At 71.0% G+C, this 14,008-nt stretch carries 10 protein-coding genes; 5 read left to right on the forward strand and 5 right to left on the reverse strand.

Annotated elements, in window-relative coordinates; translation table 11 throughout:
* The first annotated feature begins 455 nt into the window (after nucleotides 1-455).
* Both J3R08_RS09835 and J3R08_RS09840 read left to right on the forward strand, forming a co-directional pair.
* Complete coding sequence (locus J3R08_RS09835) at nucleotides 456-2,189, forward strand: hypothetical protein (RefSeq protein WP_209960858.1); 1,734 nt, start codon at nucleotides 456-458, stop codon at nucleotides 2,187-2,189.
* A gap of 162 nt (nucleotides 2,190-2,351) precedes the next feature.
* Nucleotides 2,352-2,567 carry a hypothetical protein gene (locus tag J3R08_RS09840; RefSeq protein ID WP_064447312.1) on the forward strand — a complete coding sequence of 72 codons (216 nt, stop codon included), beginning with the start codon at nucleotides 2,352-2,354 and terminating at the stop codon, nucleotides 2,565-2,567.
* A gap of 121 nt (nucleotides 2,568-2,688) precedes the next feature.
* On the opposite strand, the gene J3R08_RS09845 is transcribed toward J3R08_RS09840, so the two are convergent.
* The 4 genes from J3R08_RS09845 to J3R08_RS09860 all read right to left on the reverse strand — a co-directional run bounded on the left by J3R08_RS09845 (nucleotide 2,689) and on the right by J3R08_RS09860 (nucleotide 9,775).
* Entirely contained in the window at nucleotides 2,689-4,428 is a 1,740-nt protein-coding gene (locus J3R08_RS09845; RefSeq protein ID WP_280841842.1) for a PQQ-dependent sugar dehydrogenase, read from the reverse strand.
* A gap of 27 nt (nucleotides 4,429-4,455) precedes the next feature.
* Nucleotides 4,456-5,517, reverse strand: coding sequence for an SMP-30/gluconolactonase/LRE family protein (locus J3R08_RS09850; protein WP_209960860.1), 1,062 nt, complete (start codon nucleotides 5,515-5,517; stop codon nucleotides 4,456-4,458).
* A 292-nt stretch (nucleotides 5,518-5,809) separates the two neighbouring features.
* Nucleotides 5,810-6,451 (reverse strand): NAD(P)H:quinone oxidoreductase, encoded by a 642-nt coding sequence (wrbA, locus tag J3R08_RS09855; RefSeq protein WP_043325380.1) that lies wholly within the window; start codon nucleotides 6,449-6,451, stop codon nucleotides 5,810-5,812.
* Nucleotides 6,452-6,499: 48 nt separating this feature from the next.
* A complete protein-coding gene (locus J3R08_RS09860) occupies nucleotides 6,500-9,775 on the reverse strand; it encodes a BTAD domain-containing putative transcriptional regulator (protein WP_245254714.1) in 3,276 nt (1,091 codons plus the stop codon).
* A gap of 165 nt (nucleotides 9,776-9,940) precedes the next feature.
* Between J3R08_RS09860 and J3R08_RS09865 the strand changes: the two genes are divergently transcribed.
* Nucleotides 9,941-11,164, forward strand: a complete 1,224-nt coding sequence (locus tag J3R08_RS09865) for an MFS transporter (RefSeq protein WP_166457115.1) — start codon at nucleotides 9,941-9,943, stop codon at nucleotides 11,162-11,164.
* A gap of 129 nt (nucleotides 11,165-11,293) precedes the next feature.
* Nucleotides 11,294-12,139: a 4,5-DOPA dioxygenase extradiol gene (ygiD, locus tag J3R08_RS09870; RefSeq protein ID WP_043325374.1), complete on the forward strand. Its 846-nt coding sequence runs from the start codon at nucleotides 11,294-11,296 to the stop codon at nucleotides 12,137-12,139.
* 74 nt (nucleotides 12,140-12,213) lie between these two features.
* On the opposite strand, the gene J3R08_RS09875 is transcribed toward ygiD, so the two are convergent.
* Nucleotides 12,214-12,957: an alpha/beta fold hydrolase gene (locus tag J3R08_RS09875; RefSeq protein WP_064447317.1), complete on the reverse strand. Its 744-nt coding sequence runs from the start codon at nucleotides 12,955-12,957 to the stop codon at nucleotides 12,214-12,216.
* 58 nt (nucleotides 12,958-13,015) lie between these two features.
* Here J3R08_RS09875 and J3R08_RS09880 point away from each other — a divergent pair, with 58 nt between their 5' ends.
* Nucleotides 13,016-13,972, forward strand: coding sequence for a YafY family protein (locus tag J3R08_RS09880; protein WP_209960862.1), 957 nt, complete (start codon nucleotides 13,016-13,018; stop codon nucleotides 13,970-13,972).
* Nucleotides 13,973-14,008: the final 36 nt, after the last annotated feature.

Genomic DNA, 14,008 nt, shown 5'->3' on the forward strand with positions numbered 1-14,008 from the left:
CTGCTGGCGGGGCGCCGACGTGATCGTCACCGGTCGAGGCAACGGGCCGTGGGAGCGGATCGGGAGCAGTTGAGCCCAGCGGTCGCTGAGCGGGCGTTGGCGTCAACGTAAGACGGCTTGGCTAAGCGGCCACGGTATCTGACGCACGACGTACAGGGGGCCGATGAGCGGATGCGTGGGGACCGGCGACGCAGTGTTTCTGGGAATGAGCGCCGCCTTGTACGCGCGGATCGGCGTTGCGATTGCGTCGAATGTCGTTATATCTGCGTCTTCGCAGAACTTCATGGCATCCGCGAGACCGTATCGACCTTCTTCTTCTTTCCTCTGGCTCCTGGTAGAAGTGCGACATGCCCTCACGGCGTGTCACGTCACTGGTGGATGAGAGCGGATCGCGACGTGCTCAGTGCGGGCACACAGCTGGTCACGGCAACTCGTCGTCCAGCACTGGAGGTGTGATGAGCGAACCTGCCGAGGTCGATCGCCTGCTCAGCGCCGCCGACGAGATCACCGCGCGGGCCGGTCTCGGCCCGGACACCCGGGCGGCCGTTGAGCGGGCGGTTGCCGCTGCCCGTGGTCTGGGCGATCCGGGGCGTCTGCTGCATGCTCTCGGCCGCGCCACTCTGAACCTCTCTCAGGAACGGCTCGCCGATGGCGGTGACGTCACTGATCTGCGGGAACAGGCCGAGGAGGTCATCGCGCTCGCCGGCGATCTGCTCTCCGATCCGGACTGGCATGCCGACGCCGTGGTCCGCACCGTGCAGGCGGGGCAGATCCTGGCCGGCATCGGGCTCGTCGATCGCGGGCGCGATGTCGTCGAACGGGTGTGGCGGTTGGTCGCGCCCCGGCCCGCCGACGGCCTCGACGCCCGCCGCGCTCGGACCGCGGCACTGACTGGGCTGGTCACCCTGAGACTCGAGACGGACCCATCCGTCCTGGGACCGTTGGCCGCCGAGATGGTCGACCTGCAGCGTGGGCTCGCCCGCGACACCGGCGAAGCGGCCGCCGTGATCGACCTGGCGGACGCCCTTGGAATCTTCGCGCGGGTCGCCAGCGCTCTGGGGCGGCCGGACCTGATGCGGGTGGCGCTGACTGAACAGTACTCACTGGAACAGATGTTCCAGGGTTCCGGAGCGCAGAAGCGACTAGAACGGACCGAGGCGTCGCTGGCGCAGCTGCAACAAGCCGCGCCGGAAAACCTGGTGGTGCCCGACTCGGGCGCATGGCGGGTCCGCCGCTCCTACCTGGATCTGCTGGCCCAGCCCGCACCATCCGGCGTTACCGCCGGCGGGTTCGCGGCTCGGCTGGCGGCGGAGTCGCGGGTGACCGGCCGTGCACCCGGCAACCGCCCGCCCGCTGACCCGTCGGTGATCGCCGATTGTGCCGCCCGGCTCGATCAAGGTATCTCTCTGGCCGACGCGGATCAGATCATCGAAGCCGACCGCGTCCTCGCCGAGCTCGCCGACGAGTTGAGCCTGTACGACGGGGCGACGTCGGACCCGGCCCGGCGGGACGTCCGGCGCCTCTGGTCCGCAGCCCTCTACCAGCGGGCGATGCTCCGGCACCGGATCGGCCACTGCGACGACGCCTGGGACCTTGCCTGGCTGTCCGTGGTCGTTGCCGTCCGGCGGCACGAGGGCCTGCTACGCGGGACCACCACCGAGCGGGAGGCGCTGGCTGACGCGGTCACCCACATGGTCGACGCCGCCGTCGTCGCGGAAGCCACCGGACGTCACGAAGACCAGATCATGCTGCTGTCGGAGGTCATCGACCGCTGCGCGGACGCGGAGGCGGCCTACCCACGGCTGCGCCGAATCCTCGGCACGGCCCTGCACAATCTCGCCTCCGCGCTGCTCGAACGCCGGCAGACAGCGACGGCGGCGCCCCTGGCCGAACATGCCTACGCGATCCGTCATGAGCTGGCCGTGCTGGACCAGCGCGCAGCCTGGGAGTACGCGAACACACTGCTGCTCACCGCCGCGCTCGCCGTCGACCGTCAGGACTGGCGAATCGCCGTCGAACGTCTCAGCGCAGCTGGGCGGCTGCTGGTTGCCTTACGGACGTACCCGGAAGCGATGGCCGGATACGCAGGACAGCTCGCCATCGAGGTCAGCACCCGGGCGCCCGAGCTGGTGGATCGGGCCCGTGCCGCCGGCACCTGGCCGTATCAGACTTGGACCCCTCAGGCGTAGCGCCGCCCGTTCGGCAAGAGACCTCGCCCATGCGCGGGACGCCAAGCTCTGTCCCAGTTTGACGCGAGCCTCGGTAGGGAAGTTTCGCGGACACCTCGATGAAGGAGGGGGTATGGAGACGTCCGCTAGCGTCGGGCGCAGTTATCGACAGCCGACAAGGCCATGCGTGGCGGCACCTGCTGCAGCGCCACCGCCGAGGGGGCGAGCCTAATGGCTCGCGTCGGTCGCTACGGGATCCCGAGGTTCGTGTGGTCCCTGATCTGGCTCGTCGTCTGCATCTTGATCGTCATCCTGTTGGCCCTGGTCATTCACCACTTCGGAGGCGCCTCTCTGTCGCTCAAGCTCGGCCACTTCTACCTGAACGTCGGCGTCACCTGACTTGCCACCTCGTCGACACTCCGGCGGCGGTCCGCTGCAGTACTGGCCCGGACCGCTCGGAGGGTGCCCGCGCGACGCGGGCACCCTCCGGGGCCGGCGGTGCCGGATTCCCGGCTCGCCCTCAGCTCGTGGGGCTGGACGCCGCCCCGCCGAGGGTCACCTTGAGGATCTTCTCGTTGCTGTTGTTCGGGGTGCTGTCCTTGTCCCCGCCGGTGCTCGTGGTCAGCCACAGGTTGCCGTCGAGGGTCGGTTCGACGGTGCGCAGCCGGAAGTACGTCCCGACGAAATACTGCTGGACGTTGGTGAGCGTGTCGCCGCTGATCTCCGCACGGTACATCCGGTTGCCACGCAGGCAGGCGATGTAGAGCACGTCCCGGACGATCGCGATGCCGCTGCACGAGGCCTCGGCCACCGGGTACGTCCGGATCGGGGCCCTGAAGCTCGGGTTGGCGCAGTCACCGGAGGTGCCTTCGCAGGCGGGCCAGCCGTAGTTGCCGCCCTTGACGATGATGTTGGTCTCGTCCATGACGTTGTTGCCGAACTCCTGCTCGAAGAGCCGGCCCTGGGAGTCGAAGGCGAGGCCCTGCGGGTTGCGGTGGCCGTAGCTCCACACGTGGTTGCCGAAGGGGTTGTCCGCCGGCACCGTGCCGTCGGGGTTGAGCCGCAGCACCTTGCCGCCGAGATTGTTGGTGTCCTGGGCCACGTCGGGGTTCTGTCCGTCGCCGGTGGCGGCGTAGAGCTTGCCGTCGGGGCCGAAGCGCAGCCGGCCGCCGTTGTGGTACTTGTTGCGCGGGATCCCGGTGACGAGCACCTGCCTGGTGCCGGTCTGCAGCGTGCCGTCGTAGCGGATGCGCACGATCCGGTTGTCGGTCGTGGTGGTGTGGTAGATGTACAGCCAGCGGTCGGTGGTGAAGGTGGCCGAGACGGCCAGCCCGAGCACGCCGCCCTCGCCGCTGGTGCCGGCCACGTTCGGCACGGTGCCGATGCTGCGTTTGTCGGTGCCGTCCGGGTTCATGGCGACGATGTCGAACAGGTCGCGCCGGCCGTAGAGGACCGTGCCGTCGGGCAGTTGCACAAGGCCCCAGGGCAGGTCCTTCTCGGTGGTGACCACCGTGGCGCCGCACACCGGGCTCGTGCACCCCGTGCCGGTGTGCGCGGTGACCGCGGCGCTCGTCCCCGAGACATTGCCCTGGGCGTCGCGGGCGGTCACCGTGTACCGGTAGTCGGTGTCGGGCGTCAGCCCGGTGTCGGTGAACGTGGTCGCCGGTGGGTTGCCGCCGGTGCCGGTGGTGGAGCCGACGGCCGTACCGTTGCGCAGGATCGTGTAGCCGGTGACCGCGACGTTGTCGGTGGAGGCCGACCAGGTGAGGGTCACGGCTGTGCCGTTCACCGTCGCGGCCAGGTTGGTCGGCGTGCTGGGCGGAGTCGTGTCCTGCTGGCAGAACGGCGGGGTGACCGAGAGCGTGGAGCTGGCCTGCGAGACGTTGCCGGCGGCGTCGCGGGCGTTGACGTACCAGCCCCAGGTGACACCCTGCACGACGCTGAGCGTGGCGGTCAGCGTCCGTCCCGAGACCGAGGTGACGAGCTGGCCGTCGTGGTAGATGTCGTAGAAGGCGACGCCGACGTTGTCCCGGGACGCGTACCAGGAAAGCGTGACGGACTGGCAGGTCAGCCGGCTGCTGCGCAGGCCGGTCGGCCGGGTGGGCGGGCTGGTGTCGGCGGCGAGCCGGGCCGCCGGCCGGCTGCCGGCCGCCGGCGCGGCCGCCGCGGCGTTTGCGGGTACGCCGGCCAGGACGGTGCCGGCGCAGATCAGCAGGGCGAGCGGTACGCGGTGTCGGAGCTGGTGAGGATGGGTCCGCACGGGTGCTTTCCTTCCCGGGGTTCTTGGTCAGTACGGGTAGCCGGGGACGTTGAGCCGGATGCTGTACAGGCCGGAGTCGTTCGTCCGGCCGGAGGTGATGTAGAGGGTCTGCCGGTCGGGTCCGCCGAACGCCACGTTCGTGGTGCCGGCGCCGCCGGAGCGGATCGTGCCGAGCTGCGCGCCTGAGGGCGAGTAGACGTGGATCAGCCCGTCCGAGCCGGAGGCCCAGTACACGTTGCCGGCGCAGTCGACGGTGACGCCGTCGGGACCGCCGAGGTAGTTGACGAAGACGCTGCGGGCGCCGGTGCTGCCGTCGGGCTGGACGACGTACTTGTAGATCTTGTTCTCGGAGTAGGCACCCACGTAGAGGGTGCCGCCGTCCGGGGAGAGCGCGATGCCGTTGGGTTGCCGCAGCCGGTCGTCCACCAGCGAGACCTGGCCGCCGGAGACGCGGAAGACACTGGTACGTCCGCTCATCTGGTCGGGTCGGTTGCCGCGCTGGAAGTTGGGGTCGGTGAAGTAGACGACACCGTCGGAGCGGACCGTGACGTCGTTCGGTGAGTTGAACGCCCGGCCCTGGTAGTCGGCGGCGACGGTGCTGCGGGTCCGGTCGCTCAGCCGGTACGTGGAGACGTTCCGCTGGTCGTGGGTGGCGGCGATGATCTGCTGGGCGTCGGGGCTGAGTGCCAGGCCGTTGCTGCCGGAGTCGGCGATGAAGGTGTCGAAGGTCGAAGGCGGGGTGAACCGGCGGATCGTGGAGGGCTGCACGTTGTACGGCCCGGTGCCCGCGGCCATGTCGGACATCAGCAGGTAGCCGCCGTCGGCGATCCAGACCGGTCCTTCGAGGAACGAGAACCCGCCCTGGATCTTCGTCGCGGACACGGAGCCGGCCGGCAGCGGCGGGCCGTACCCGGTGCCGGCCGGGCAGACCCCGGGGGGCGCGCCGGGCGGCCCGGCGAGCGGGTAGGTGTGAACGTTCACATGAGCGGCGCGCCGAGGTGCCGGGGGCGCGGCGCCGGCGGGGCCTGGTGCGGTGGTGAGCGCGAGGCACAGGCCGGTGAGTGCGGCGATGGTTGGACGCCAGGTCATCGGGTACTCCAATCGGGGTCGGTGAATGCGAGGCCCGTGGCTGCCTGGACCGGCCCCGGCCGCCGACACCTGCTATCGATTAGTATCGATGTATTCGGATGCAGCTTAGGCGAGGAAGCGGCGCCCCGCATCAGTTCCCCACGATCGCCTTCGGCGCATGCCCCGAAAGGTGCCCGATGACGTGACCGGGTTGAGCGCGGACACCCCGTACACCTTCTGCCGATGTTCGACATGACCCGCGCGTCTACTCACGATTCCGTCCCGGTGTCGTACTGCTCCCGCCGCCGGGCTCCTACCCGAGCTTGCTGTCCGCGCGGGCGGCGGCGAGAGCGGCTGCCATCCGGGTCAGGCGTGCGCCCTGGAAGCAGGCCGTCTCGAGGACAGCTCTGGCGTACTCGGGATCCCGGCTGGCGCGGCTCTCCACCTGGCTGACGCCGTACGGGTTTCCGCCGGCGACGTGAGCGGTGTCGTAGTTCAGGTAGCCCGTAGGCAGGATGATCGACCCCCAGTGGTGGAAGGTCTGGTAGAGGCTGAGCAGAGTCGCCTCTTGGCCGCCGTGTTCCTCGTAGCTGGCGGTGAAACCGGTCGCCGGCTTGTCGGCCAGTTCCTCCGCCTGCCATGGGCCGGTCGTGGTGTCGAGAAACTGGCGCAGCTGAGCGCAGATGTTCCCGAAACGGGTCGGCGTGCCGAAGGCGTACCCGTTGGCCCACCGGAGGTCGTCCAGGGTGGCGACCGGAATGTCGCCAGTGGCGTCGAGGTGGGCTCGCCACTGCGGCTTGGCATCAATGACGTGCTCCGGCGCCAACTCTGCCACCCGGCGCAGGCGGACCTCCGCGCCGGCGTCCGCGGCTCCGTCGACAAATGCCTGCGCGAGCCGGTGCACGGTGCCGGTGGCGGAGTAGTAGATGACGGCGATCCTGGCATCGGTATGCATGCTGCCTCCTGGGTCGGCTCGGTACTCGGTCAACCGTGCCGAGCAGGCTTACCGTTCGCTGACCACCCCCTTACCGACGCCGCTGAACGGCTGTTCGTCGAGGTCGAGCTGTGCGCCGCGGCTCATCTCGGCAGCGAGTTCGTCGCTGCCGAGCGCCTCCCGGAGGCGGGCGGTGATGCGCTGGACGTCGTGTTGCTCGCTGGGAGGCAGCGGCGCGCCGGCGGCCTCGCGCAGCGTCCGTGCCGCGGCGAGCAGCCGCGCGGCGGGCCGACTGTCACCGCCGAGGCTGATGGCCCCGGCCAGGCCCTCGAGAGCCAGGGCGACCGCCCGTTGATCACCGGTGGCGCGCGCCGCGTCGAGCGACTCACGGTGGTGGCGCTCGGCGAGGACAGCATCACCGCGGTGCTCCGCGATGAACCCCAACTCGGCCAGCGCGAGCGCGCAGCCCGGCAGGAAGCCGGCACGGCGGTTCCAGTCGAGCAGGTCCCGCTGCCGGGTCTCGGCGGCGTCGAGGTCGCCCCGCCGTCGCGCGATCATCGCCAGGCCCGTGCCGGCGAAGGCGACGGCGGAGGAGCTCGACTGTTCCTGGGCCACCTGTAGCGCGCGGTCGTGACTGACGACGGCCTCGTCGAGGTCGCCTCTCAAAATGGCGAGCCGGCCGATGCATGCCAGCTGCCGGGACACCGACGTCCACAGCCGCAGGTGTTCGGCGATGCGCAACGCCTCCCGGTAGCGTGTGGCGGCGCGATCGTAGTCGCCGTGGATCTCGGCCAGGGTTCCCAACAGGCTCGTCGGATGTACTTGGCCCCAGCGGTCGCCCAGTTGCTCGAACAGCGCCCGGCTGGTCTCGCAGTCACGCTGCGCCGCGGGCAGGTCGCTGCGGAGTACGAGCGCGAGGTCCGCTCGGATGGCGCAGGCGGCAGCGATGCCCCACCGGTCCCCGCCGGCGCGGAACGCCGCCAGCGCCGCGTCGACCAGGACGGCCGCCGCGCCCGGATCTCCGGAGCCGAGCATCATGGAGGCGAACAACCACTGCGCGAACGCCTTCTCCGGCCCCTCGTGGTCCTGGTAGCTCTCCAGGATCCGCTGCCGGGGAGCGGTCGGATCGCCGTCCCGGGTGGCGAGAGCGGTCAGCCACATCTCCGCATGCCGCCGCAGGCCGTCCGGTGCGACGTCGACCTCGCTCCTCGGGACGATGTCCAGCGCCGTTCGCAGTGACCGGCTCACCTCTCCGAACCGACCCCGGAGCAGCCGGTACCAGGACAACGAGGTGGCGAGCGCCAGGCCCACGCGGGCCTGACCGTCAGTGGCGGCGACGTCGAGCGCCGCCCGGAAGTTCGCGTTCTCGGCGTCCAGCTCGCGTAGCGCGCGGCTCTGATCGTGACCACGTAGCCGCCCGGCGGCCTGCTCGGCGAGACGGGCGAAACACGTGACGTAACGGCGACGAGTTGCGGGCAGCTCGGCGGCGCTGTCGAGCTGTTCCAGACCGTAGGCAGCCACCGTCTCCGGCAGCCGAAAGCGTCGCGGACTCTCACCGTGCCGCACCATGACCAGCGACCGGTCGATCAGGCGTGCCAGCACATCGAGGACCTCGTCCGCTGCCACCTGGCCGCCAGCGCACACCTGCTCGGCGGCGGCCAGGGTGGCGCCGTCGGCGAAGACCGCGAGCCGGCGCAGCACCGCGCGTTCGGGAGGCGCCAGCAACTCCCAACTCCAGTCGATCACGGCGCGAAGTCCCTGCTGACGCGGGGGCGCGGTGCGCCGGCCGGATGACAGCAGCCGGAAGCGATCGTCGAGCCGTGCCGCCAGCTCGTCCGGGTCGAGAACGGCCAGACGGGACGCGGCCAGTTCCAGCGCCAGCGGTACGCCGTCGAGCCGCCGGCAGATGACGGCGACCGCGTCCGTGTTCCGCTGATCGACGGTGAACCCCGGCTCGGTGGCGCGGGCGCGGGCTACGAAGAGCCGAACCGCCGGAGCCTCGGTGATCTGCCGCGCGCCGGCTCCGGGCTCCGGCAGGGCCAGCGGCGGCACCGGAATGACGACTTCGCCGGGGATCCCGAGCGGTTCGCGGCTCGTCGCCAGGATGCGCAGGTCGGCCGCGGCGCCGAGAAGTTCCTCGGTCAGTTGAGCGACTGACGCCACCACGTGTTCGCAGTTGTCGAGCAGCAACAGCATCCGCCGACCTCGCAGCGCGGCGACCAGCCGGTCCATCGGCTCGCGGGGTGGTCGATCACCGGGCAGGCCGGGCGGACTGTCGTCTCGGATCTCGAGCGTCGCCGCCACCATGTCGACGATCTCGGTGCGGGTCGCGTGGTCGCCGCTGTACGGCCGGCCGGCCAGCTCGACGAGCCACACTCCAGCGGGGAACGTGTCACCCAGCACCCGAGCGGCCTCGATCGCCAACCTGCTCTTTCCCACCCCACCCAGACCGGTCAGGGTCACCAGCCGCTCGTTCGTCAGCCGTTCCCGTACCGCCTCGACGGCCGCGTCGCGCCCGATCAGTCCGCCGTACGGACCGGGCGACAGAGGCGCCGGCAGGTTGGTTCGGGCCGGAGCCGACGCCGGTGCCGGCGGCTGGAGGGCGGGATCCTGGCGCAGGATCGCCCCGTGCAGCTCGACCAACTCTCTGCCGGGATCGACACCGAGTTCGTCGCGCGCCTGCCGACGGAACTGCTCGTAGGCGAACAGCGCCTCATGCTGCCGTCCCGAGCCGTACAGGGCGCGCAGGTGCGCGGCCCGTAGTCGCTCACGCCACGGGTGGCCTGCGACCAGGTCGGTCAGTTCCCCGGCGAGCAGGTGGTGCTGGCCAAGATCGAGCCGGGCCTCGGCCAGTTCCTCCAGCGCGGTCAGGCGCTGGTCGTTGAGCCGATCGACCGCCTGGCGGACGAATCGCTCGTCACTGAAGTCGGCGTACGGGGAACCGCGCCACAGCGACAGAGCCTCCGTCAGCGTCGCCGCCCGCACAGCGGGCTCCCGCTGCGCGCCCGAACGTAGCAACAGAGCGGCGAAGCGACCGGCGTCGACCGATTCCGACGACGTCCGCAGCCGGTAGCCGGCCTCACCGGACTCGACCAGCGCACGGCCACCCGCCTCGCCCGCCTCCAGGGCACGCCGCAACTGCGACACCTTGGTCTGGAGCGCCCCGAGCGCGTTGCCCGGCGCCTCGTCACCCCAGAGATCTTCGATCAGCCGGTCGGCGGTCACCGGGCGCCCCTCGTGAACCAGCAGGTCAGCCAGCAGACCACGCACTTTGAGGCCGGGCACGGCGACAGGTGTGCCGTCCGACGTCCACACCGCAACGTCGCCCAGCACTCCGAACCTCATCGCTTCACACTAGCCAGCCGGCTGTCCCGTCCCGCGAAGGTCCGCCGGCCGTCGGTCTGCTCGGCGGGAAGCGGCGCGGGGTCACCGACGCGTACGTCAGCCGGCCATCAGCCGACGGTAAGGAGCCCCGGGAAGGCTGAACCGAGCCGACACCGGAGGAACGACATGGATCAGCTACAGCGGCGCCGAGCCGCTCGCCGCGACAGGCAACTCGCACCGGGGCGGGTGGCCACACCCTGGCTCGCCCTGCTGGCCGGTCCGCTGTCGTTCGGGATTGCCGCACCGGCACTGCTGCTCGACGACCTGGCGCGCGCGACGGGTGGCGGGGAACAGGCCGCGGCCGCCGGTGTGACCGCCTTCGGCTGGGGGATCGCGTTGGGGACGCCGCTGTTGGCGGCGCTGCTCGCCCGTCGCGGCGTACGAGCGGCCCTGACCGTCGCGTCCGCGCTGGTGGCAGCGGGGACGCTCATCCTCGTGCTGATCCCGAGCGTGTCGGCGATGGTGGCCGGTGCGGCGGTGCAGGGACTGGGGTCTGCCGGCCTCACCGTGACCGCGATGAAACTGGCCGACTCGGCCCGGCAGATGGGCGTGGTCGCCGCGTCGCTGGCGGTCGTCGGGGCCACCGGTCCGCTGACCGGCGCACTGATCGCCGACCTCTCCTCGTGGCAGGCGGCGCTGGCGTTGCCGCTGCTGGCGGTGCTCGCCGTGCCCGCGACTCGCCGCGGCACCACCGCACCGGACGCGGCGCCGGCGCCGTTCGACTTCTTCGGGATGACCATCCTGGCCATGCTGGTCACCGCAGCCGTCCTCATTCCGCACCGGCCGCTGGTGGCCGGCCCGGCCACCGTCGTGCTGCTGCCTCTGCTGGTGGCCTGGACCAAGGTCCGCCCGGACGGCTTCCTGCCTGCTGCGGTGGCACGGAACGGCCGGTTCCTCGCGGCGTGCGCGCTGGCCTTCGCGCTGGGTGCGGGGAACTTCGCCCTGCTCTACGCCGCGCCGGACCTGCTGCGACAGCACGCGGGATGGGCAGGCACCCAGAGCGGGCTCGTGCTGCTGGCGCCGTACCTGATCGGCGGCATCTGCTCCGGGTTCCTGGTCGCGGCATCCGTGCGAGTGCCACGCCGCGTCGCGGTCGCCATGTTGCTCCTCACCGGCGCCGCCGCGCTGCTGCTGGCGACGGTCACCACCGCTGTACCGCTGCTGCTTGCGGCGATGACGCTCGGTTCCTTGGCCGCCGCGACCGGCCAAGGCGTACTCGCCCTGCACGCGGCCGGCGTCGTATCCGGCTCCCACCGGGCCGAAGCACTGGGTCTGTTCAACCTCGCCTATCTGCTCAGCGTCGCGATCGGACCAGCCATCGCCGTGGCGCTCTCCCATCCGACCGCCTGATCACCCCACGTCACGTCGCGGTCGGCACTATCGTGACATTCAGGTCCGGCGGGCCGCGCCGTACGATCCGGTCCTCCACGGAGGGAAGTCCACGTGCCTTCAGACGTACATCCGGCCCGGGATGTGTTGATGCCCGCGGCGTTCCTGGGCCACGGCAACCCGATGAACGCCCTCGAGGTCAACCGGTACACCTCCGCGTGGAGAGCCTTCGGCGCCGCGGTTCCGCGTCCCCGCGCGATCCTGGTGGTCAGCGCCCATTGGTACATCAACGCCACGGCCGTCACCGCGATGCCCCGGCCGAGGACCATCCACGACTTCTACGGGTTTCCGCAGGAGCTGTTCGAGGTGCAGTACCCGGCACCGGGGCTGCCCGAGTTGGCTGAGGAGGTCAGTGACGTCGTCCATCCGACCTGGGTCGGGGCGGACGTCGACAGCTGGGGCATCGACCATGGCACCTGGTCGGTGCTGATGCACGCCTTTCCGGACGCGACGATTCCCGTCGTCCAGCTCAGCATCAACGCCGACAAGCCGATGGACTACCACCTTCAACTCGGCGCCCGGCTCGCTCCACTGCGTCGGCGCGGCGTGCTGATCGTGGCGAGCGGCAACGTCGTGCACAACCTGCGCGGCATGGACTGGACGCTGACCGACGACGGCTTCGACTGGGCGCGACGCTTCGACGAGGACGCCAAGGCCCGGATGTTGACCGATCCGGGCGAGTACGCGACCCTCGACGCGCACGGGGACTTCCGCCGTGCGGTACCGACACCGGATCACTTCATCCCGGCGTTGTATCTCGCCGGTCTGGCCGCCGCCATGGACACTCCCGACACCGAGGTCCTCGTCGACGGCTACGCCTACGGCTCGTTGTCCATGACGGCCTACACCCTGGGCATGTCCTGTCCACCGGCTGCCGGCCGGGGCGGATCCCCGCAGCCACCGCCCGGGCTGCCGCCGGACGGCTCCAACATCTGAGCACCGGCTGTGTTCGATGGTTCCCCATGTTTGTGCCCGGGTGACCTGGGGCGCGGTCGCCCGGGCACCGCGGGCTACACCGTCGGCCTGGCTTCGTGCAGGATCCGGGCCAGCTCGGCCGGTCGGCTGAGCATCGGCCAGTGCCATGTCGGCAGTTCCTCGTACCGCCACGAATCGCCGGCCATGTGCCGGCACAGCGGCACGGTGGCGGCCATCTCGCGTGCCTGCTCGGCGGTGAAGCTCGACAGCACGCCGAGGCGGGGCAGCTTCTCCCACGCGCCGGTGAGCCGCACCGGGGTGGTGGCAGTCGCCCACGGCTGGGCCACCGACCGCTCATCGAGCAACGCGACGACCGACTCATCCACGTCTGCTGCGCTCGCCGCCAGCCCGGCCCACGGCGGGGGTGGCAGCCGCCAGCCGTCGCCGTGTTCGGCCACCATCGCCGCGTTGCGGTCACGCTCCGGGGGCGGGCTGAAGTCCTCGTTCGCCGCCCCGTCGGGCAGCGGGCCGGTGTCGACGAAGACCAGTTGGGCGATGCGGTCGGTCATGCGGTCGGCAACGGCGGTCGTCACGACCGCGCCGGCGTAGCTGTGCCCGACGAGCACCACGTCGTGCAGGTCCTCGTAGCGCAGCAGGTTGACCACGTCGGTGACGTGGACGTCGAGGTCGGTGTCCGGGCGGGCCAGGTGGGCGCGCTCGCCCAGACCGGTCAGGCTCAGCGGGTACACCTCGTGGCCGTGCCCGCGCAGGGCGGCGGTGACCGGGCGCCAGGCCCATGCGCCGAGCCAGAACCCGGGAACCAGTACGAAGGTCGTCATGCCTGACACGCTACGATCAATACCGGACAGGTTCCGCCCGGATTGGAAGTGGGGATTCGTGACCCGGCCGACCGCGCGCGTACTGGCGTTGCTGGAGATCCTCCAGGCCGGCGGCGGCTTCACCGTCGCCGACCTGGCCGGTCGGCTGGGCGTCGACGAGCGCACGGTCCGCCGCTACGCCGCGCACCTCGCCGACCTGGGCATCCCGGTCGAGGCCCGGCGCGGCCGCTACGGCGGATACCGGCTCGCGCCCGGATACAAGCTGCCGCCACTCATGCTCACCGACGAGGAGGCGGTCGCCGTCATGCTCGGGCTCGTCGCCGCCCGCCGGGCCGGGCTGGTCACCGCCGAAGGCGCGGCCGCCGAGAGCGCGACCGCGAAGATCCGCCGGGTGTTGCCGGCGGTTCTCGCCCGGCGGATCGATTCGCTGCTGGAGACCGTGGACTTCACCGCACGGGTCCGGAAGTCCGCCCCGCCCGGCATCGAGGTGCTGCTGGTGCTCGCGGAAGCGGCCCGGCATCAGCAACCGGTGGACATCACCTACACCACCTGGCGTGGCGAGGCCGGCGAGCGCCGACTCGACCCGTACGGGCTGGTCTTCCACGCCGGCCGGTGGTACGTCACCGGCCACGACCACAACCGCCGGGCCGTACGGACGTTCCGGCTCGACCGCATCGGGACCGCCCGCCCCACCCCGGGCAGGTTCGACATCCCGGCCGGCTTCGATCCCACCACGCAGGTACTCACCGGGCTGGCAGCAGTGCCGTACGCGCACGACATCTCCGTGGTGCTGCATACCAGCCCGGAGCAGGCGCAGCGACGGATCCCGCCCTCGGTCGGCACGCTCACCGAGGTTCCCGGCGGAGTGCGCCTCACCGCCCGAGCGGAACGGCTCGACGGCGCGGCACAGATGCTCGCCGGGCTCGGCTGGTCGTTCACGATCGAGCGCCCGGACGAACTCAAGAACGAGATACGCGCCCTGGCCGCCCGGCTGCTCACCGACACCGACGCCTGATCGGGCACTCACCCCGCGTACCGGCCGGATCGCTCC

The organism is Micromonospora sp. HB375, assembly GCF_017872985.1.
GTDB lineage: Bacteria > Actinomycetota > Actinomycetes > Mycobacteriales > Micromonosporaceae > Micromonospora > Micromonospora chalcea.